The organism is Thioalkalivibrio sp. ALJ12, from assembly GCF_000378305.1.
In the GTDB taxonomy this organism is placed as follows: Bacteria; Pseudomonadota; Gammaproteobacteria; order Ectothiorhodospirales; family Ectothiorhodospiraceae; genus Thioalkalivibrio.
This window is the reverse complement of the sequence record NZ_KB899538.1, coordinates 1,555,502-1,574,912: the sequence shown is the minus strand read 5'-3', so window position 1 is coordinate 1,574,912 and position 19,411 is coordinate 1,555,502. Positions and strand designations below refer to the sequence as shown.

Here is a 19,411-nt window from a genome sequence, read left to right as displayed (position 1 = left end):
GAGGGTGAATCGGGTCCCAACCGCGGCTGGTGGGTAACCGCCGAGGGGGGTCGAGGCGACATCGACGACACGTCCAATGCCTCCGGCGCCGATTACGATTTCGGGGGGATCAGTGTCGGGTTCGATACGCCGGTCTCGGACAACGTCTTCGTCGGCGCGGCCATGGGATACACCCGCAACCGTGCCTCCACCGCAAGCGGAGACCTTGACGTCGATTCGTTCCATCTGGCCGGTTACGGTGGCTGGCAGCAGGATGCCCTGTACGCACGCGGCAGTCTGGGCGTCGGATACCACCGGGCGGATTCCGAACGCTCTGTTGCCACGCTGAACGAGACCGCCACCGCCGACTACTCGGCCCGAGGCATCGGGACCGGCATCGAAGTGGGCTATGTCTTCGAAGTCACGGACGTCGCGCGGGTGACCCCCTTTGGCGGCCTCGACTACGAGTATCTGCGCCGCAGCAGCTTCAGCGAATCCGGCGCGGGAGCCGCCAATCTCGACGTCGACAGCGAAAGCGAATACTCCCTCCGCAGCCAGGCGGGCGTACGTTTCGACCAGACCTTCGACACCACAGGTGGCTGGGTGGCCCCCTACGCCGAGGCAGCCTGGGTCCATGAACACGGTGATCGCGCGAGCCGGATGGATACGGCCTTCTCTGGCGACTCCGCAGGCCGATTCACCATCGAAGGGCCGCGCCTGAGCCGCAACCGCGCTCGCATCGCCCTGGGGGTGCAATCCCAGTTGAACAGCAACAGCTTCCTCAACGCGGGCTATCAGGGGGAAATCGCAGGCTCCGATGACCTCCATGCAATCGGTGTGTCCTTCCGGCGGACCTGGTAAGGAACCTTGAGGTCCGGGCGCTCTTCAGCCCGGGCCTCACTCTTCCTTTCTGCCGACGAATGACGGTGCAGATCGGCCTTTCATGTCGACAGAATTTTCGCGACACTCTTCACAGAATGACCGTGGACCCTTGGGAGGAGAAGCTGTGCCAGTGCGATCAAGATGCTTCTTGCACAAGGCCGCGCCACGCACGGCAACGATGCTGGCCGCATTGCTGGCCCTGCCGGGCACCGCTTCAGGCACGAATCCCGATGCTCCCGGCAATGGCTTCGATCCCAAGGCCGAACCCACTGGCGAGGTAATCCTTCGGGTCGAGGGGAAGATCCGTCATACCAACGACGGAGACCGCTCCGTGCTGGATCGAGCGATGCTGGACCGCCTCCCGCAACGAGAGATGAATACCTCTACGGTGGTAACAGACGGGGTGAATCGCTTCGAGGGTTTCCTGTTGCGCGATCTGCTGGAGGCCCTGGGCGCGGAAGGTGAAGAAGTCGTGGCCACTGCCCTCAACGACTACATCGTGGAAATCCCGATGGAGGATTTCCACGAGTACGACGTGATCGTGGCCCACACTCAGGATGGAGAACCCCTGACGCCTCGAGACAAGGGACCGCTGTGGATCGTCTACCCGCGGGATGATCACACCGAACTGGATGACATCCGCTATGACTACCGCTGGGTCTGGCAGCTGGCGCATGTGGAGGTGCGATGACGGCAAGCGCGAGCCGGGGCCAGACAGCCATCCTCGAGACCGATCCCACCCATTCTTCCCGACCGCGATTGCGTCGGGTTTCGACATATGCCCTGCCAGTGCTGGCAGTGCTGACATTCGCAGCCTTCCTTACAGTGTCACTGGTGCGCCTGCACGAGGTGGAACAGGACATGCGCACCAACGTGGACGAGAACATGCTCTGGGTCATCACTCAGGCTCAGGTTGCGAGTCACCGTCTGGACCAAGCGGTCTACCGACTCACCATGGGTGACCCCGATGCTCAGCCCGGCCTTCGCTATGACGTGCTCGCCAGCCGTCTGGCACTGCTGGACGCGGGGCCACAACGGCGCTATCTGGATCAGGCCGACCAGGAAAGACCCCTTGACGAGAGTCTTGAGCACCTCTCCAGTCTTGAGGGTCTGGTCGAGAATGTTGCTGCGGACAACACCGCCGCTGCGGATGCCGTTCACGCCGAACTTGGTCCGTTGATGTCAGCCCTCAACCGCATTGCCAATGCCGTGATGATCGAGGAATGGGAAAGCACAGGTGCACGCCTGGACGAACACCGCGCCAACCTGATCCAGGCGATCGCGATGATGGCGGGAATCCTCGTCAGCGGGATGATCCTGGCCACTCTGATGATGGTCGCATTGCGCCAGCGCCGGCACGCGCAGAATGCGCTGGCCGCCCATCGCGATCATCTGGAACTGGAGGTCCGCAATCGTACCCGTGACCTGGAAGCGGAACGCCGTCGCGTTGTGGATGCGATCGATACTGCACCTGACGGCTTCGCCGCCTTCGACTCGAACGGCCGCCTTATCCTGGTCAATCCACAATTCGCCAGCTTGTTGCCATTGCCCGGGCAAGTGCCGAGCCAGGGTCAATCGCTGGAATCGCTCCTCGACCAGATCCGCTCCGTCACTCGCCCGGATACCGAACAGGCCGACCCGCAGGAGATTACCGCTGATGACGGCGCACAGTACGACCTGGAGGTCCCCGGACGCGGCTGGGTCCAGATGACCTTGCGACGCACCGACGACGGCGGGCAGGTACTCCGCCTGGCGGATATCACCAGCTACAAGGATGCCGCCCGCAGCCTGGAGCATTCGCTGCAACGCGAGCGCGGGGTCAGCGAGTTCTACCGCAGCTTTGCGGCCATGGCCTCGCACCAGTTTCGAACCCCGCTGGCCATTATCGATTCCGGTCTGCAGCGATTGCTGCGCCGCGGCGAGGACATGGGCCGCGAAACTCGACAGCAGCGCTATCGCCAGCTGCGCGATGCGGTTGCCCACATGACCCGGCTGATCGAGAACGCCCTGACTTCGGCGCGTCTTGAGGGTGGCCACGTGGCTGCCTCCACCTCGCTGTGCGACCTGCGCCCCCTGGTCGAGCGGGCGATCGAAACCCAGCATCTCATCACGCCCGACAACCCCATCCATCTGGAAGTCGAGCCGGCCGGACCGGTATTCGCGCGATGTGATCACGCACTGGTCGAACAGATCCTGGCGAATCTTCTGTCGAACGCGGGTAAATACTCACCCGAAACCTCGGCGATCGAAGTCGAGCTCCGCTCGACCCGAGAGAAAACCCTGTGCCGTGTGACCGACCACGGCATCGGCATCCCTGTCGAGGATCAACCCCGCCTGTTCGACCGCTTTTTCCGGGCACGCAACGCCAAGCGACACCGGGGGATCGGACTGGGGCTTGGGATCGCGCGCCAGCTAGCCACCATTCAAGGCGGCGACCTCAGCGTACGATCCAGAGAAGGGAAAGGTTCCACATTCACACTAGAGCTCCCGTGCGGACAGGACCAGGATGACCGGCTCGAAACCGACTGAGGCATCAACCCCGGCCGCGCGCATCCTCTGCGCCGAAGACGAAGCACTGCTTCGACGGGACATCTGTGACGAACTGACCGAGGCTGGCTACGTTGCCATCGAAGCGGCACACGGAGACGAAGCCATGGAGCAGATCGACGCCGTCTGTCCCGATCTGATCCTCTGCGACATCAACATGCCCGGCAAGAATGGCTATGAACTGCTGGCCGAAGTTCGGGAACAGGGGCCGCATCTAGCCGAAACACCCTTTGTCTTTCTGACTGCACTGTCAGACCCTCGCGAGGTCGTCGAAGGCAAGCGCGCGGGTGCCGACGACTACCTCGTCAAGCCGGTGGACTTCGATCTCCTGCTGGCCACAGTGGAAGCTCGTCTCCGGCAAGTACGCCGGATACGCGAAAAGAACGACGATGAACTGACCGACCTGCGCCACACCCTTAACGATCTGGGTATGCGAAAGAACACCCCGAACCTGGAGGTTGCAGCCAAGGCGCTAGACCCCGTCGCCCCCGGCGTGATCCTGGTCGACGCTGGCCGGCGTACCCTGCTCTTTAATCGTGCCGCTCGGCGTATGGCCACCGGGGCGCTGACATTGAGCGAAGGAACCCCCCCACAGGCGGTGCATGCCGAAGAGGACCGCCGCCTGCATCAGGCCCTGCGAAGGGTCCTCGACGACTGCGAAAACACCAGCGATACGATCGAATGCTTGCGGCTGCCCCGTGATGGGCGCCATCGGGATCTGTTGGCCATGATTTATCCACTCCCCGACGAGGAAGAAGCGGCCCCCCGGAACGGGTCGCCAGATGACGGCAACGACCCTGCTGCCATTATCCTGCTCTCGGACCCCGAGCGACAGGGACAGCTCCCGAAGGAGATTGTGGCCCGCCTGTTCGATCTGACCCCCACGGAAGCACATATCGCCCTGGCCTTGGCAGAAGGCTGGCGCACCGCCGATATAGCACACCATCTTGGGGTCTCCATTACCACGGTCAACTTCCACCTTCGTAATCTGTTCCAGAAGACCGACACACACAGGCAGGCAGAGCTCGTCGCCCTGGTGCTTGCGGGATCCATGACACTAACCCTCGAGTGACTTGGATGGCGCTACATATCGCCAACATTCCCGAGTTGTGCCTGCGCGTAGTCAACGCACCGCCCCGGCATTCCCTTCCATACAGGCCCGTACAACCGGGCGCGCGGTTGCGTCTGCCTGTGCTGGACGAATCGTGAAAAGGCCCCGCATTGACCATGGATTTCCCCCCGGATACTGTCCTTTATGGACGCGGCCATGGCCTACCTGCTCGCGCGGGGTCTGGAAGAAGGCGGCCTCGAACGGGACAAGGTCGATATCGTTCGTGTCGATGCCGCCCGTCACGAGGAAGCCTTCCTGAACGAGAAGGTTGGTGCCCTGGCGACCTTCGAGCCAACCCGAGCCCGGCTGCTGAATGAGGGCGCCGAGGAACTGTTCGACAGCACCGAGATCCCGGGCGAGATCATCGATGTGCTGGTAGTCCGGCGCGAGGCGATGGATCACCACCCCGGACATCTCCGACAGCTGGTGGATGCATGGTTCGGGGCACTGGACTACATGGATGCCGAACCCGGCCCCGCAAGGGCAACCATGGCACGGTACAACGACCTCAGCGAAGCGGAGCTCGAAGGCGCACTGTTCGGAGTCCGCTTTACAACGCCAGCGGAGAACTGCGAGGCCCTGCCGATGGAAGCGAATCGCTGCGCGCCAGCACCAAACACCTGGCCGGTGTACTCGATGACCAGCACCGCCCCGAGCGCCCGACGCCATACTGGCCAGTCGGGCACTAGCGGGCGGACGGTGACCCGGGTCGCGACCCCGCAGAATTTCGGGGGCCGAGGAACACCGGCCTGGCGATATGGTCTCGAAGATGCACAAAGATGGTTGCCCCAAGGGGGTGCCATTGACCATCCTGTAACGTTGAACATTTGTCACCGGAGCACACTGAATGAATATCCGCCCCCTCCGCGCAGGCCTGATCCCGGCTCTTCTTCTGGCCCTGCCCGGCCTGGCCATGGCCCAGGCGCAGACCGACCCGCAGATGGAAGAGCAGATGCAGCAGCAAGAGCCGGAGACCACGACCTACCAGGACTGGGAGGTCGCCTGCATCGAGACTCAGGGTGGCGAACGCTGCCGCATGCAGCAGACGCTGCAGATCCAGGACGAGCAGGCGCAGGGCGCCTACCTGCAGGCGTCGGTTTTCCGCGACGGTGACAGCTACATCATCGAGATCCTGCTGCCACTGGGCGTGGACCTGCGCCCCGGCATCCTGATGCAGGTGGATGACGATGGCGAGGAAATCGAGGCCCCCTACATCGCCTGCGTGGAGCAGGGCTGCGTCGCGGGCCATGAGCTCAGCGAGAGCCAGTTCAACGCGATGCGTGGCGGCAGTGCGCTGACGGTCGGCTTCTGGCCGCTGCACGGCGACCAGCCGCTGGCCTTCGACGTCTCGCTGATGGGCTTCACCGACGCCAGCGAGCGGCTCTAGGCCTTCGCTTGGCTGCGCCACACGGGCCGGTACAATGACCCGTGTGGCGAAGCACAGGGACGCAACGAGCCGGGCCGGCCTCAACCGCGCCCGGGCACGCTGGCGGCGGGCAGCCTGGACTGTCCTGGCCGCCGCCGTGCTTTGGTGGATCCTGGCCGGGCTGGATGCCCTGCTGGAACCCCTGGCACTGCTCGCGGTTCTGCTGGCCGGGGCCGCCAGCCTCGTACTGCCCACCGGTCGCCCCCTCGCCGTCCGATTCCGGGCCATACCGGGCCTGATCGGCTATTTCCTGCGAGCTTCCTTCCTCGGCGGTATCGACATCGCCCGACGCGCACTGGACCCCAAGCTGCCCATCGCGCCGGACTTCATCGAGTACCGGGCCGACCTCCCGCATGGACCACCGCTGACCCTGTTCATGGCCGTGCTCAGCCTGCTCCCGGGGACCCTCAGCGTTCGCCTCGAGGGGCGCCTGCTGACCGTGCATGTGCTGGATCGCCACAGCCAACCTGAAATGGCCCTGCGTGAGCTTGAGAAACGCATCCATGCCGCCTTCGAAGACCCACGCCGGCAATCAGAGGAGACACAATGACTGTCTTCTATCTGGGTGCCGCACTCTTTCTGCTGGCGACGATCCTGCTCGGCCTGATCCGTGTGCTACGTGGCCCAGGCTCCGGCGACCGCATGCTGGCCGCCCAGCTGTTCGGCACCACCGGCGTCACCATCCTGCTGCTGCTGTCACTGACGCTGGAGACCCCGGCACTGGTCGACGTCGCGCTGGTCTTCGCGTTGCTGGCGGTGGTGGCCGCGGTCGCGTTCGTCCGCCAGCACGGCCTGCCGGAACCGTCGGGCACCCCCATCCATCAGCGCCACGGCCAGAAAAAGGAGCCGGACGATGATCGCTAACACCCTGACCGTGATCCTGATCCTTTCCGGGCTCGTGTTCTTCGCGGCCGGTACGGCCGGGCTGCTGCGCTTCCCGGATGTGTACTCCCGCCTGCACGCCCTGACCAAGGCGGACAACGTCGGGCTGGGGCTGGTGATCCTCGGCCTGATGCTGCAGGCCGGCGGGCCGGCGGACATCCTCAAGCTGTTCCTGATCTGGGTGCTGGTCCTGGCGGCCGGCACCACGGCCGCGCACATGGTGGCGCAACGCACCTGGACTCACGGGGAATTCGAGTCCGATCGATGAGCGACCTGCTCCTCGTCGTCTTCGATCTGGTCCTGCTGGTCGGACTCCTCGGGGTCGCCTGGCGCTGCCTCGCGAGCACCGACCTGTTCCGAGCGGTGGTGCTGTTCATCACCTTCGGGCTGCTACTCGCGCTGGCCTGGGTGCGTCTGGAGGCCCCGGACATCGCCCTGGCCGAGGCCGCGATTGGTGCCGGTATTACCGGTGCCCTCTTGCTGGTCACGCTGGAGCGGTTGCGCAGCATCGCGGTCGAACGCCGACGCGGGCGTCCCGACCAGCCACCCGACCCCGCCGGTGCCGATGCCCTGCTGCACGCCCTGCATGACCCCCCGCCACCGCGACGGACCTTTGTCCCCGCGCTGACCTTTGCCCTGGTGGTCGGCGGACTCATGGTCACCGCCCTGTGGCACCAGCCGGACGCCGTGGGTCTGGAACCGGTGGTCGACGAACACATGGGCGTCTCGGGCGTGGATCACCCGATCACCGCCGTGTTGCTGAACTTTCGCGCCTATGACACCTTCCTGGAGCTGGCGATCGTGCTGATCGCCCTGCTCGGGGCCTGGTCGCTGGGACGCTACGACCACCTTCCGGCACGCCCGGCGCCGGGCCCGATCCTCCCCGGTACCCTCCGGCTCCTGGTGCCGGTCGCGATCGTCACGGGCGTGTATATCCTATGGGCGGGCAGCCATGCCCCGGGCGGTGCATTCCAGGCCGGGGCCATCCTGGGCGCCGCCGGCATCCTGCTGGTGCTGGCGCGGCCCCGCGACCTGCCGATGGCGCCGAGTACGCCGCTGCGGCTGGGCCTGACCGCGGGGGTGGGCCTGTTCCTGGTGATCGGGGTCGTCGGGCTCTTCATCGGCCCGGGCCTGCTCGGCTATCCGCCCGAATGGGCCTACCCGCTGATCATCGTGATCGAGGTCGCGGCCACGTTGTCGATCGCGCTCACCCTGGTGGCGCTGTTCATTGCCGGACGGCCTGCCGGAGACGATCACTGATGGCCGGAGACGCACGCTGATGGAATGGCTCGCCCAGCAACTGGCCCCGGGCCTGATCTATCCGACGGCTGGCGCGGTCCTGTTCGCACTCGGCCTGTACGGGCTGATCCGCCGCCATCACCTGGTCCTGCGAATTCTTGCGCTCAACATCATGGGTTCCGGGGTCTTCATGGTGCTGCTGGGCATTGCGGCCCGTGGCGAAGGCCCACCGGACCCGGTCGCGCAGGCGCTGACACTGACCGGCATCGTAGTCGCGGTCAGCGCCACGGCATTCGCGCTCGCGCTGGTCGTGCGCCTGGCGCGCATCACGGGCCAGGCGATGATGCTGCCCGGTCCGCCGGACGATGACGCGCCGGTGGACGACATCTCGCGCGAGGAACATGCCCCCTCGGCGGAGTACGAGCGGGAGCGTCGCGAATGAGCGAGACACCCGCCGCAATGCTCCCGCTTGCGATCAGCGGCCTGGTGGCCCTGTCGCTGGCGCTCGCGATCCTGGCCACGATCTGGCCCCGTCAGGCGCACCGGATTGGGGGTTATGGCGCGGTGCTGATGACCGCAGCCGTCGTGGTGCTGAGCGCCCTGTTCCTGGCCGCGGGACCCGACCCGGAGTCCGCGGCCACGCGCGTGGCGCTGGGCGGCTGGGAGGCACCACTGGGCGTGATGCTGCACCTGGATGGCCTGTCGATGACCTTGCTGGTACTGACCGGCGTGGTGGGGCTGGCAACCAGCCTGTACAGCCTCGGCTACGTGCACGACCCGATCGAACGTCGCCAGTTCTGGCCCCTGTGGCTATGGCTGTGGGCCGGGTTGAACATGCTGTTGCTGTCCGGCGATGCCTTCAACCTGTACATCTCGCTGGAGGTGGTGTCGCTGTCGGCGGTGGCGCTGGTGGCGTTCACCGGCACCGCCGCCGCGGTCTCCGGGGCAATGCGCTATATGCTGATCAACATCCTCGGCTCGCTCAGTTTCCTGATGGGGGTTGTACTCCTGTTCGGGGAGCACGGAGTACTGGACCTGGTGCTGCTGGAGGCGCGCACCGAGATCGGCCCCACCGAGCGCATGGCCGCGGTATTGATGACCGCCGGGCTGATGCTGAAGGCGGCGCTGTTCCCACTGCATGTCTGGCTCGCCCCGGCACACGGCTCCGCCCCGGCCCCGGTCAGTGCCGTACTCTCGGGCCTGGTAGTCACCGGCTCGTTCTACCTGATCCTGCGCCTGTGGATGGGGCCCTTTGCCCCGCTGGCCACACCGGCGTTCGGCATCCTGGTGGGGCTGCTCGGCGTGGCCGCGCTGGTCTGGGGCTCGGCCCAGGCCCTGCGGTCCGGGCGTCTGAAATCCATCGTTGCCTATTCCACGGTGGCCCAGTTCGGCTATCTGCTGATCGCCTTCCCGCTGATGCTGGTGGACTCCGGGGCATGGAGGGTCGTGGTGTTCTTTGCCGTCGTCCACGCGCTGGCCAAGGCCTCCGTCTTTCTCGCCGCCGGTACGCTGCAACACGCGGCCGGACATGACCGTCTGGCCGACATGGGCGCGATCCTGCGCGCCCGTGGACGCACCGTGTTTGCGCTCGGGCTGGCCGGGGTCAGCCTCATGGGCCTGCCCTTCACCGGCGGCTTCATCGCCAAATACCTGCTGCTGGAGGCAGGGCTGTCCACGATCCTGGCGGGCAGCCTGATCGGCGTGCTGTGGGTAAGCGCGATTGCCGGTGGCGGGCTGCTCGCCGCCGGCTACGTACTGCGCATGGTGGCCCCGGCCTTTCACCGCGGGCCCCGGGACGCCGGTGAGGCCGTCTCGCCGTGGATGGACTGGGTGCCGCTGGGGCTGGCCGTGGTTGCGGCCGCCGCCGGATTCGCCGGCACCCTGACGCTGCACACCCTGACACTGACCCCGGGGGCGCCATGACCGACGGCGGCTGGCTGCTCCTCGCCATCCTGATGAGTTCGCTGGGCCCGGGCCTGGCGATCTTCTTCCTGCCCGAACGGCGCTATGGCCTGCGGACCCTGCTGAACCTCGGCGGGGCCGGGACCAAGCTGGTACTGGTCGGCTGGCTGCTGCTGGGCGTCCTGCGCGGCGATGAATATCAGCTCAGCATCCCGCTGCTGCCGGGGATCGACTTCGTACTCGCGGCGGACGCCCTGTCCCTGCTGTTCGCCACCCTCTCAGCAGTGCTGTGGTTCGTCACCACCGTGTACGCCATCGGCTATCTGGAAGGTTCGCCACGTCGGAGCCGTTTTTTTGGCTTCTTTTCCCTTTGTGTCAGCGCCACGGTCGGGATCGCGCTGTCGGGCAACCTGATCACGCTGCTGATCTTCTACGAGCTGCTGACGCTGGCCACCTGGCCGCTGGTGGTGCACCGCGGCACACCCGCCGCCCTGCGCGCCGGACGCCTGTATCTGGCCTACACCCTGACCAGCGGGCTGGTGCTGTTCACCGCGATCGTCTGGCTGACGCTTCTGGCCGGTGCCGAATCCTTCGTGCCGGGCGGCTACCTCGGCGAACTCGCGACCACGCACGAGACCACGCTCAAGGTCCTGTTCGTGATGTTGATGATCGGGTTCGGGGTCAAGGCGGCTTTGGTGCCGCTGCACTCCTGGCTGCCGATCGCGATGGTCGCGCCCGCCCCTGTTAGTGCCCTGCTGCACGCGGTCGCCGTGGTCAAGGCCGGGGCCTTCGGGATTGTGCGGGTGGTGAACGACGTCTATGGCGCCGAGGTCACGATGGAACTCGGGCTCGCCGCAGGGCTGGTAGTGGTCGCCGCGATCACCATCCTGTACGGCTCGATCCAGGCCCTGCGCACGGACGACCTGAAGCAGCGGCTGGCCTTTTCTACCGTCAGCCAGGTCTCGTACATCGTGCTGGGTGTCGCGCTGGCCGGGCCGCTGGGGGTCATCGGCGGGCTTGTGCATCTGGTGCATCAGGGGATCACCAAGATCACGCTGTTCTTTTGTGCCGGCAACTTTGCCGAGACACTCGGCATCCACAAGATCAGCGAGCTGGACGGCGTGGGCCGCCGCATGCCGTTGACCATGCTGGCCTTTACCCTGGGCGCCCTGGGCATGATCGGGCTGCCGCCGCTCGCGGGCTTCGTCACCAAGTGGCATCTGGGCCTGGGGGCGCTGGAGGCCCAGTTCCACTGGGTACTGGCCGTGCTGATCGTCAGCAGCCTGCTCAATGCAGCGTATTTCCTGCCGCCGGTGATCCGCGGCTGGCTGGGCGAGCGACGCACGTCCTGGCACGAGCGTATGGTCGAACATAGCGGCCCCACACGCTTCGAGACCCACTGGATGCTGCTCGTCCCCACGATGTTCGTCGCGGCCCTGAGCCTGCTCGGCGGGCTGCTGGCGGGGATGAGCCTGAGCCCGCTCGACTGGGTGACCCTGATCGTGGAACGCGACTATTCGATCCCGGGGTTCGCGCCATGAACGCCCTGATCTGGCTCGCGATCCCCTTGGTCCCGCTGTTGCTCGCGGTACTGATCGGCCTGCGGCCGCACCGGACCCGCTTCAACCGTTGGGCCCCGTGGGCGGCATTGCCGGGCCTTGGAGGTGCGGCCTTCGGGGGCGATATCGAGCCCGCCACCCTGGACTGGCTGATGCTCAACACACTACTGGGGCTCGACCCTCTGGGGCAGGCCTTTCTGGCGTTGACCTCTGGGCTCTGGCTGGCGGCCGGCCTGTTTGCGCTGAGCGATCGCCAGGATGACCCGCTGCGTCACCGCTTCTACGCGTTCTGGCTGCTGGCGCTCTCCGGGAACCTGGGCCTGATCCTCGCCCAGGACGCCCTGAGCTTTTATCTGTTCTTCTCCCTGATGAGCCTGGCGGCCTATGGCCTGGTGGTGCACTCCAATACAGCGGAGGCCTGGCGCGCCGGACGCATCTATCTGATCCTGGCGGTCGTCGGTGAAATCCTGCTGTTTTCCGGCCTCGTCATGGCGATTCACCAGGCGGGTGGCGATACGCGGCTGACCGCGATCGCCGAGGCGCGCCCCGAAGGCTGGGGCCTTGCGTTGCTGGTGCTCGGGTTTGGCATCAAGGCCGGGATGCTTCCCCTGCATTTCTGGCTGCCGCTGGCCCACCCGGCCGCACCAGTCGCGGCCAGCGCCGTGCTGTCGGGGGCGATGATCAAGGCTGGCCTGCTGGGCTGGCTGCGGGTATTGCCACTGGATGAGACCGGCCATGTGCTGCTCGGCGAGACCCTCGTGCTCCTGGGTCTGTCGGCAGCCTTCCTCGCCGCACTCGCCGGGGTTCTGCAGTCGCGTCCCAAGACCATCCTCGCGTACTCCAGCATCAGCCAGATGGGGCTGATGACGGCCGGGGTCGGGCTGGCACTCGCCCTGCCTGACCTGCGGGCCTGGCTGCTGATGGCCGTTACGCTCTACGCCGTGCACCACGGCTTTGCCAAGGGTGCGCTGTTCCTGGCCGCCGGGATGACCGCGCAGCGCCCCGCGGGTGGCACAGGCCGCCTGGCCTTTTTCCTGTTCGCGGTGCTGCCAGCACTCGCCCTGGCCGGGATGCCGATGACCAGCGGCGCACTGGCCAAGAACACCCTGAAGGAACCGCTGTACGACGCCGATCTGGCCGGCTGGATGGCTCATACGGAGTTCGCCCTGACCCTGGCGGCCGCCGGCACAACGCTCCTGATGCTGCGCTTTCTCTGGCGCTGGTATCAGACACAGCAAGACACCCAGACGCCCCCGCGCGCGGACTCACGCCGCTGGTGGGCCTGGGGTGGCCTGGCGGCGATGTCGCTGGTCTTCCCCCTGCTGGGGGTGGCAGTCGCCCCACCGGAGCAGGTTTCCGCCTGGGTCGTGCTGACGAGTCTGAGCCTTGTCTGGCCAATTGGTGTCGGCCTGGTCCTGGGGCTGCTGGCCTGGCGATGGGCTCGGGATCGCGATCGGCCGTGGCTCCAGGAGGGCGATCTCGTCGTGCCCCTGGAGTGGCTCGCGCACACCAGCCAGCGCCTGTGGCACCGCCGCCCTGCATTGATCGGCGTCGGGCGCCACCCGGCGCGCCTGCGCTGGCTACGCTACCGGCTTCGTGAACGGCTGGAACTGGCCGAGGGTGTACTCACCCGCTGGGAGACCATCGGCCTGCTGTTCGCCGCCGCGATGCTGGGTCTGTACCTGACCCTCTGGGCCGGTTGAGACACACACAAAAAAGGCCGACCCGAAAGGGCCGGCCTGATGGGCTCAGATCAGCCGATCAGTGCTCATCGAGAAAGTCGACGGTGAAGTCCACCACGTCGTCGGCGAAGAAGTCGCGGAAGAAATGATCCGCACCATCGACGGTGTTCACCGTGATGTGCTCCTTGTCCTCGACCGCATCCATCCGCTCCGGCAGATCTGCCACCACGTCATCCTCGGACCCGATCACCACCAGCGTCGGGGTCTGGATGCCGTCGATCACGCTTGGCGTGTTGTGGACCGGGGCCGGATCGTAGTAGCTCAGGAACGCATGGGGTGCGACATCCAGTTCGCCACATTGCAGAAAACGCACGCCTTCCAGCATGGAGCCGTCGCCACGGTCGTGTTTCTCCTGGGCGCGGGCCAGTACTTCACCCAGTGGTTCCCCGGCCTGATCTTCGTAATCCGCCGCGACCTTGTCCGCATCAAAGGTGGACGGAGCGACCAGAACCATCGCGCGGATGTCGTCCGGATCGTGCTCGGTCAGATAGCGGGCCACCTGGTTGCCTCCACGCGAATGCCCGAACAGCGTGACCGGGCCATAGCCTTCGCCCTGCAGCCACTCCTGCCAGAGCGCGACCTCTTTCATGTGCTCGTCCACGCCATGATGAATCGGCGCGTCGCACTCGAACATCCCCTCACGTTCGTCGATCCCGTAGCTCAGGTTGATCGACAGCGTATTGTGGCCTCGGTCGGCCAGCTGATCCTGGACCGCCTGCATGACCTCCATGCGGCCGTGGGCGAGCGTGCCGTGCAGCATCAGCACCACACCATCTTCAGGCGAGGCACCGGCCCCTTCCTGGAAATGACCGATCAGGGTCAGGTCGTCATGCTCCAGCGTGACCTTGTCGGCCGCAAACGCCGGGGCTGAAGCCAGGCAAGCGGCCGCACAGGCCGTCGTGATCCATGAATGCCGCATCTCAATCTCCTTGGGTCGGGGTTGGAATCATTCTAGTAATCCCGCGAATGACTAGACTGTCACGAAACAATAAAAATTCCCGACCCTTACTCTGTTTATTGCATCCGCCGTTGCTGCGTCTTGCCAAATCAGCGTTTCCTAGAGACACCACGAAGTGACACGGACATTTCCTGCGCCGCCCACGGCCTGTAACCTGAGGGGCCTTTCGCCCTCCTGGATGCCCCTGACCACACCATGACTGCCGCACAGCCCCTGCCCCCGGATTCCACTGCGCTGGATGCGCTGGCGGCTGCGATCATGGTCCTGCAGCAAGAGCTGCCCGCGGATCGGCTGATCCTGGAGGCCCACGAGCGCCGCACCTACGAATGTGACGGGCTGTCCGCCTATCGCCAGACCCCCGGCGCCGTCGCGCTGCCCCACACGCGGGAGGAACTGCTCACCTGCCTGCGGGTATGCCGCGAGCACCAGGTCCCGATCGTACCCCGCGGGGCGGGCACCGGACTCTCGGGCGGGGCCCTGCCCAGTGCCACCGGGTTGCTGCTGTCCCTGGCCCGCTTCAACCGCATACTGGAGATCGACGCCGACAATCGCTGTGCGGTCGTGCAACCCGGCGTACGCAACCTCGCCATTTCCGAGGCGGCTGCCCCCCAGGGCCTCTACTACGCCCCGGACCCCTCCTCCCAGATCGCCTGCTCGATTGGCGGCAATGTCGCCGAAAACGCCGGCGGCGTGCACTGTCTGAAATACGGCCTCACCGTGCACAACGTGCTGGGGCTGGAGATGGTCACACTGGATGGCGAGATCATCCGCCTGGGCGGCAAGACGCTGGACACCGCGGGCCCCGACCTGCTGGCGCTGATGATCGGCTCCGAGGGGATGCTCGGCATCGTCACCGAGGTCACGGTACGCCTGCTGCCCCGTGCGGAACGCACCCAGGTCCTGCTGGCGAGCTTCGACGATGTGGAGGCGGCCGGGCGCGCGGTGGCCGGGATCATCGCGGCCGGGTTGATCCCGGCCGGCCTGGAGATGATGGACAACGCCGCGATCCGCGCGGCCGAGGACTTCGTGCACGCAGGCTATCCGGTGGACGCCGCCGCGATCCTGCTATGCGAGCTCGACGGCACCAACGCCGAGGTCTCCGAGGACATCATGGTGGTGCGCCGCAAGCTGCTCGAGCTTGGCGCCACCGAGGTTCGCACCGCACGCGACGCCCAGGAGCAGGCCCTGTTCTGGGCCGGGCGCAAGGCCGCCTTTCCGGCCGCGGGCCGAATCTCGCCGGACTACTACTGCATGGACGGAACTATCCCCCGTCACCAGCTCGGTACCGTGCTCGAGCGCATCAATGCACTGTCGCGCGAACATGGCCTGGGCGTGTGCAACGTCTTCCATGCCGGCGACGGCAACCTGCACCCCCTGATCCTCTACGACGCCAACCAGCCCGGCCAGCTGGAAACGGCCGAGGCCTTCGGGCAGCAGATCCTGGAGCTTTGCGTGGAAGTTGGCGGGACCGTGACCGGCGAACACGGCGTGGGCGTCGAGAAGCTCGACGGCATGTGCGTGCAGTTCGCGCCCCTCGAGCTCGAGCAGTTCCACCGGCTGCGGCAGGCCTTCGATCCGCTCGGCCTGCTGAATCCCGGCAAGGCGGTGCCCACACTGGCACGCTGCGCCGAGTTCGGTCGCCAGCACGTGCATGGCGGCCAACTCCCGCACCCCGACCTGCCGCGCCTTTAGCGTTGGCGAATGCGGCCCGGGACTATTTAGTCTTGGAGACATATCCTCTAAGATGCAGCGAGAATCCAAGATCACGGGCCCTTGACGAGGTGCCCGACCCAATCGAATGAAGCGTTCCCGGGACCGGTGCGACGGCACCTACGACTCGTTCAACCAGGGCGTCGACAGCACGCTTCGGCTACTCCATTTGCTGGCCCCGCTCGACACCTGGATGCTGACAAGGGTGGAGGGCAACGAGCAGATCGTAGTGCGCGCGGATGACCACGGTTACGGTATCGAGGCCGGCTCGGTCTTCGACTGGAGCAATTCCTTCTGCATCCGCATGCTCGAGGGCCGCGCCCCGCGCATTGCGGCGGACGCCGCGCGCGAACCCTCGTATGCCGAGGCCCTGGAAGCGCTCGCCGCCGCCGGTAGCGAGACGCCAATCAGAAGTTATATCGGCTACCCCATCCGCGACGTTGACCACCAGCTGTATGGCGTCCTCTGCGCCATCCATCCGGAAACCATCGCCATCTCGTCGGAGGAACACAACGCGCCGATACAAGCCGCGGTGGGTACGCTGGAGGCCCTGATTCACATGCGTCACCAGGTCGACAGCCTGGAGCGGGAGCAGGAGGCGCTCAGACTGGAGGCCCACACCGACACCCTGACCGGCGTGTACAACCGCCGTGGCTGGTCGCTCGCCCTTGCCTCCGAGGAGGAACGCTGCGCGCGGCACGGGCTACCGGCCGGCGTCGTCATGGTCGACCTGAATGGACTGAAGCGGCTCAACGACAGCGAGGGGCACGAGGCCGGCGACCGACTGATCGCAACCGCCGGCCGTGTATTGCGCGAGACCGTACGCGACATCGACACTGTCGCCCGCATCGGTGGCGACGAGTTCGCGGTCCTGTTCCCCGAGACCCCCATCGACTACATCCCGGATCTCGCCCGGCGCCTGCGTGACGCACTCGACCAAGCCGGCGTCTCCGCCGCACTTGGCGCTTGCTCGCGCGATATGCGTGGCGACCTGCAAACAACCCAGGCCTATGCCGACAAGGCCATGTACGACGACAAGCGCAGCCAGCGCAACGACCACTGACAGCCCGGGGTGGACCCTGTCCAGAATTCGGAACAACGGGCCCGAACGACGCTGCCCACCGGGTGTCGATGGTTTACCATGCCCCTTTTCGACCCCGCGCGTTCGGGCGCCCCAGCGAATCTTCGAGGCCGTTTCATGAGCAAGACCGTCACGCTGACCGACAACACTACCGGCAAGAGCATCGAGCTGCCGATCCAGGAGGGTGCCCACGGCCCCAATTGCATCGACATCCGTGCGCTGTACAAGGAACTCGGTTACTTCACCTACGACCCGGGGTTCATGTCCACGGCCAGTTGCCGCTCGGATGTGACCTTCATCGACGGGGACGAGGGCACCCTGCTCTACCGTGGTTATCCGATCGAACAGCTGGCGGAAGGGAGCACCTATCTCGAGGTCTGCTACCTGCTGCTGAACGGCGAGTTGCCCTCCTCCGACGACCTGCACGACTTCTCGCGCATCATCAAGGACCACTCGATGCTGCACGAGGCGGTCCGCCGCTTCTTCGACGGCTTCCGTCACGATGCGCATCCGATGGCGATTATGGTCGGCGTGGTGGGGGCCTTGTCGGCCTTCTATCACGACAACGTCGACGTGCATAACCCGGAACACCGCCGCATCGCCGCGCACCGGCTGATCTCCAAGATGCCAACGATCGCCGCCTGGTCGTACAAGTACGCCCACGGCCAGCCGTTCATGTATCCGGACAACAACCTGTCCTACACGGCCAACTTCCTGTCGATGATGTTCGGGGTGCCCAGCGAGCCCTACCAGCCGAACCCGGTCTTCGTACGCGCACTGGACCTGATCCTCATCCTGCATGCGGATCACGAACAAAACGCCTCAACCTCCACCGTGCGCCTGTCCGGCTCTTCCGAGGCGAACCCGTTTGCCGCGATCTCGGCCGGCATCGCCTCGCTGTGGGGTCCGCTGCACGGGGGCGCGAATGAAAAGGTCGTGCGCATGCTCGAGGAGATCGTGAACTCCGACAAGAGCGTGCAGGACTTCGTCGCCCGCGCGAAGGACAAGAACGACCCGTTCCGCCTGATGGGATTCGGCCACCGCGTGTACAAGAACTACGATCCGCGGGCGAAGATCATCCGCAAGATGTGCCACGAACTGCTGGCCGAGATGGGCGACATGGGCGCCGAGAATCAACCGCTGTTCGACGTCGCCATGGAGCTCGAGCGCATCGCGATGGAGGACGACTACTTCATCGAGCGCAAGCTCTATCCGAACGTGGACTTCTACTCCGGCATCATCCTGCGCGCGATGGGCATCCCGCTGAACATGTTCACCGTGATCTTTGCGCTGGCCCGCACGGTGGGCTGGATCTCGCACTGGAACGAGATGATGCAGGATCCGGAATCACGCATTGGCCGTCCGCGCCAGCTCTACACCGGGCACCCCTCACGCGAGTACATCGCGATCGAGGAACGCTAGGAACGTTCTTCGGAAACACTGATCAATGTACACGCTCGCGCTCGAGTCGCTTTTACGTGTGAACAAGGCGCGGTGACTGCCGTGCAGTCATTCTGCACAAGGGAGCCGCAACGCCGTGCGCGCGCCCGTTTTTGATCAACAACGGGCGGCCGAGCCCCTGCTTTAAATGGATTGTGGGGTTGGTACCCCAGGTTCCCCGATCCCGCGTTGCGCCGCTTGCGGGTAGAACCACTACCCGTTGCACGACGCGCCTTGTCTCGGAAAACCTGGGGTACCAACGCGAGCGTGTACATTGATCAGTGTTTCCCTTGGCGCTCCCCCTCCCTTGCCGTGCGACTGCGCCAGTGCTATCACTGGGTAAACAACGGACGCAAGGGAGGGACCGTCCATGACGCTTGATCGCTTTTTCCTGGTGTTTGCCGGGATCGTTGTACTGATCAGTGCCCTGCTGACCTGGGCCGCCAGTGGATGGTGGCTGCTGCTGACGATCTTTATCGGCGTCCACCTGATCCAGTCCGCCTTTACCGGATTCTGCCCGCTGGCCATGGTGCTGAAGAGCCTGGGCATGAAGCCCGGCGAGATCTTCCACTGAACCGACCTGTTCCGGCACGTGTGCGGACCCACCGACCAGTGGGCCCTTGTATTTCTGTGTCTGCGGGCACATATTAGAGTTGTCTAATAGATAACCCGGGAGAATCCCCCATGAGCATCGATCGCATTGTCCTCGCCTTTGCCGGCACCGTCGTCATCATCAGTGCCATCCTGGCCTGGGTGTTCAGCCCCTGGTGGCTGCTGCTGACCCTGTTCGTCGGCTTCAACCTGCTGCAGTCGGCATTCACCGGCTTCTGCCCGCTGGCCATGATCCTGAAGGCCATGGGCGTCAAGCCCGGCGAGGCCTTCAACTAGGTCCGCAATATGGCAAGGCCCGGGCCGCTCGGTCCGGGCCTTTTTGCTTTAAGGGAACACTGAAC

General features: G+C 65.4%; 19 protein-coding genes and 1 pseudogene. 19 read left to right on the top strand and 1 reads right to left on the bottom strand.

What is annotated here, in order from left to right; genetic code table 11:
- From F467_RS0107500 to F467_RS0107430, 14 genes and pseudogenes are all read left to right on the top strand, one after another.
- On the top strand, positions 1 to 840 hold an 840-nt coding region (locus F467_RS0107500; RefSeq protein ID WP_026182217.1), incomplete at its 5' end, for an autotransporter outer membrane beta-barrel domain-containing protein.
- A 199-nt stretch (positions 841 to 1,039) separates the two neighbouring features.
- Positions 1,040 to 1,552 (top strand): molybdopterin-dependent oxidoreductase, encoded by a 513-nt coding sequence (locus F467_RS0107495; protein WP_018139069.1) that lies wholly within the window; start codon positions 1,040 to 1,042, stop codon positions 1,550 to 1,552.
- A 107-nt stretch (positions 1,553 to 1,659) separates the two neighbouring features.
- Positions 1,660 to 3,390, top strand: coding sequence for a PAS domain-containing sensor histidine kinase (locus F467_RS13165; protein ID WP_038049712.1), 1,731 nt, complete (start codon positions 1,660 to 1,662; stop codon positions 3,388 to 3,390).
- The gene (locus F467_RS0107480; RefSeq protein WP_018139072.1) at positions 3,368 to 4,480 is read left to right on the top strand and encodes a response regulator; all 1,113 of its coding nucleotides are present in this window, start codon (positions 3,368 to 3,370) and stop codon (positions 4,478 to 4,480) included. The genes F467_RS13165 and F467_RS0107480 overlap by 23 nt, the downstream gene beginning before the upstream one ends.
- Positions 4,481 to 4,663: 183 nt before the next feature.
- A pseudogene (locus F467_RS13800) lies at positions 4,664 to 4,945 on the top strand (ABC transporter substrate-binding protein); the annotation flags it as partial.
- Between the two features lie 421 nt (positions 4,946 to 5,366).
- Entirely contained in the window at positions 5,367 to 5,906 is a 540-nt protein-coding gene (locus F467_RS0107470; RefSeq protein ID WP_018139074.1) for an invasion associated locus B family protein, read from the top strand.
- Between the two features lie 34 nt (positions 5,907 to 5,940).
- The gene (locus tag F467_RS0107465) at positions 5,941 to 6,495 is read left to right on the top strand and encodes a Na+/H+ antiporter subunit E (RefSeq protein WP_018139075.1); all 555 of its coding nucleotides are present in this window, start codon (positions 5,941 to 5,943) and stop codon (positions 6,493 to 6,495) included.
- Positions 6,492 to 6,809, top strand: coding sequence for a monovalent cation/H+ antiporter complex subunit F (locus tag F467_RS0107460; protein ID WP_018139076.1), 318 nt, complete (start codon positions 6,492 to 6,494; stop codon positions 6,807 to 6,809). The genes F467_RS0107465 and F467_RS0107460 overlap by 4 nt, the downstream gene beginning before the upstream one ends.
- A complete protein-coding gene (locus F467_RS0107455) occupies positions 6,799 to 7,095 on the top strand; it encodes a monovalent cation/H(+) antiporter subunit G (RefSeq protein ID WP_018139077.1) in 297 nt (98 codons plus the stop codon). The genes F467_RS0107460 and F467_RS0107455 overlap by 11 nt, the downstream gene beginning before the upstream one ends.
- A complete protein-coding gene (locus F467_RS0107450; protein WP_018139078.1) occupies positions 7,092 to 8,087 on the top strand; it encodes a hydrogenase subunit MbhD domain-containing protein in 996 nt (331 codons plus the stop codon). Before F467_RS0107455 ends, F467_RS0107450 begins: the two co-directional genes overlap by 4 nt.
- A gap of 19 nt (positions 8,088 to 8,106) precedes the next feature.
- Positions 8,107 to 8,508 carry a cation:proton antiporter subunit C gene (locus tag F467_RS0107445; protein ID WP_018139079.1) on the top strand — a complete coding sequence of 134 codons (402 nt, stop codon included), beginning with the start codon at positions 8,107 to 8,109 and terminating at the stop codon, positions 8,506 to 8,508.
- Positions 8,505 to 9,989, top strand: coding sequence for a complex I subunit 5 family protein (locus F467_RS0107440; RefSeq protein ID WP_018994334.1), 1,485 nt, complete (start codon positions 8,505 to 8,507; stop codon positions 9,987 to 9,989). The genes F467_RS0107445 and F467_RS0107440 overlap by 4 nt, the downstream gene beginning before the upstream one ends.
- Positions 9,986 to 11,509 carry a complex I subunit 5 family protein gene (locus tag F467_RS0107435; protein ID WP_018139081.1) on the top strand — a complete coding sequence of 508 codons (1,524 nt, stop codon included), beginning with the start codon at positions 9,986 to 9,988 and terminating at the stop codon, positions 11,507 to 11,509. Before F467_RS0107440 ends, F467_RS0107435 begins: the two co-directional genes overlap by 4 nt.
- Positions 11,506 to 13,230, top strand: a complete 1,725-nt coding sequence (locus tag F467_RS0107430; protein ID WP_018139082.1) for a complex I subunit 5 family protein — start codon at positions 11,506 to 11,508, stop codon at positions 13,228 to 13,230. The genes F467_RS0107435 and F467_RS0107430 overlap by 4 nt, the downstream gene beginning before the upstream one ends.
- 58 nt (positions 13,231 to 13,288) lie before the next feature.
- On the opposite strand, the gene F467_RS0107425 is transcribed toward F467_RS0107430, so the two are convergent.
- On the bottom strand, positions 13,289 to 14,188 hold the full coding sequence (locus tag F467_RS0107425; RefSeq protein ID WP_018139083.1) for an alpha/beta hydrolase: 900 nt from the start codon (positions 14,186 to 14,188) through the stop codon (positions 13,289 to 13,291).
- Positions 14,189 to 14,422: 234 nt separating this feature from the next.
- Between F467_RS0107425 and F467_RS0107420 the strand changes: the two genes are divergently transcribed.
- The 5 genes from F467_RS0107420 (at position 14,423) to F467_RS0107400 (ending at position 19,346) form a co-directional block, all read left to right on the top strand.
- Positions 14,423 to 15,919 (top strand): FAD-linked oxidase C-terminal domain-containing protein, encoded by a 1,497-nt coding sequence (locus tag F467_RS0107420; RefSeq protein ID WP_018139084.1) that lies wholly within the window; start codon positions 14,423 to 14,425, stop codon positions 15,917 to 15,919.
- Positions 15,920 to 16,025: 106 nt separating this feature from the next.
- A complete protein-coding gene (locus F467_RS0107415) occupies positions 16,026 to 17,000 on the top strand; it encodes a sensor domain-containing diguanylate cyclase (RefSeq protein ID WP_018139085.1) in 975 nt (324 codons plus the stop codon).
- Between the two features lie 135 nt (positions 17,001 to 17,135).
- Positions 17,136 to 18,440 carry a citrate synthase gene (locus F467_RS0107410; protein WP_018139086.1) on the top strand — a complete coding sequence of 435 codons (1,305 nt, stop codon included), beginning with the start codon at positions 17,136 to 17,138 and terminating at the stop codon, positions 18,438 to 18,440.
- Between the two features lie 388 nt (positions 18,441 to 18,828).
- Positions 18,829 to 19,032 carry a DUF2892 domain-containing protein gene (locus tag F467_RS0107405; protein ID WP_018139087.1) on the top strand — a complete coding sequence of 68 codons (204 nt, stop codon included), beginning with the start codon at positions 18,829 to 18,831 and terminating at the stop codon, positions 19,030 to 19,032.
- A 110-nt stretch (positions 19,033 to 19,142) separates the two neighbouring features.
- Positions 19,143 to 19,346, top strand: coding sequence for a DUF2892 domain-containing protein (locus F467_RS0107400; RefSeq protein ID WP_012982402.1), 204 nt, complete (start codon positions 19,143 to 19,145; stop codon positions 19,344 to 19,346).
- Positions 19,347 to 19,411 lie beyond the last annotated feature (65 nt).

Excerpts from the sequence above, each read along its gene's own strand:
- F467_RS0107460 (WP_018139076.1), top strand. The coding sequence starts at position 6,492 with ATGACTGTCTTCTATCTGGGTGCCGCACTCTTTCTGCTGGCGACGATC.
- F467_RS0107400 (WP_012982402.1), top strand. The coding sequence starts at position 19,143 with ATGAGCATCGATCGCATTGTCCTCGCCTTTGCCGGCACCGTCGTCATC.
- F467_RS0107470 (WP_018139074.1), top strand. The coding sequence starts at position 5,367 with ATGAATATCCGCCCCCTCCGCGCAGGCCTGATCCCGGCTCTTCTTCTG.
- F467_RS0107440 (WP_018994334.1), top strand. The coding sequence starts at position 8,505 with ATGAGCGAGACACCCGCCGCAATGCTCCCGCTTGCGATCAGCGGCCTG.
- F467_RS0107445 (WP_018139079.1), top strand. The coding sequence starts at position 8,107 with ATGGAATGGCTCGCCCAGCAACTGGCCCCGGGCCTGATCTATCCGACG.
- F467_RS0107465 (WP_018139075.1), top strand. The coding sequence starts at position 5,941 with ATGACCCGTGTGGCGAAGCACAGGGACGCAACGAGCCGGGCCGGCCTC.
- F467_RS0107415 (WP_018139085.1), top strand. The coding sequence starts at position 16,026 with ATGAAGCGTTCCCGGGACCGGTGCGACGGCACCTACGACTCGTTCAAC.
- F467_RS0107495 (WP_018139069.1), top strand. The coding sequence starts at position 1,040 with ATGCTGGCCGCATTGCTGGCCCTGCCGGGCACCGCTTCAGGCACGAAT.
- F467_RS0107455 (WP_018139077.1), top strand. The coding sequence starts at position 6,799 with ATGATCGCTAACACCCTGACCGTGATCCTGATCCTTTCCGGGCTCGTG.
- F467_RS0107410 (WP_018139086.1), top strand. The coding sequence starts at position 17,136 with ATGAGCAAGACCGTCACGCTGACCGACAACACTACCGGCAAGAGCATC.
- F467_RS0107430 (WP_018139082.1), top strand. The coding sequence starts at position 11,506 with ATGAACGCCCTGATCTGGCTCGCGATCCCCTTGGTCCCGCTGTTGCTC.
- F467_RS0107435 (WP_018139081.1), top strand. The coding sequence starts at position 9,986 with ATGACCGACGGCGGCTGGCTGCTCCTCGCCATCCTGATGAGTTCGCTG.
- F467_RS0107480 (WP_018139072.1), top strand. The coding sequence starts at position 3,368 with ATGACCGGCTCGAAACCGACTGAGGCATCAACCCCGGCCGCGCGCATC.
- F467_RS0107420 (WP_018139084.1), top strand. The coding sequence starts at position 14,423 with ATGACTGCCGCACAGCCCCTGCCCCCGGATTCCACTGCGCTGGATGCG.
- F467_RS0107405 (WP_018139087.1), top strand. The coding sequence starts at position 18,829 with ATGACGCTTGATCGCTTTTTCCTGGTGTTTGCCGGGATCGTTGTACTG.
- F467_RS0107450 (WP_018139078.1), top strand. The coding sequence starts at position 7,092 with ATGAGCGACCTGCTCCTCGTCGTCTTCGATCTGGTCCTGCTGGTCGGA.
- F467_RS0107425 (WP_018139083.1), bottom strand. The coding sequence starts at position 14,188 with ATGCGGCATTCATGGATCACGACGGCCTGTGCGGCCGCTTGCCTGGCT.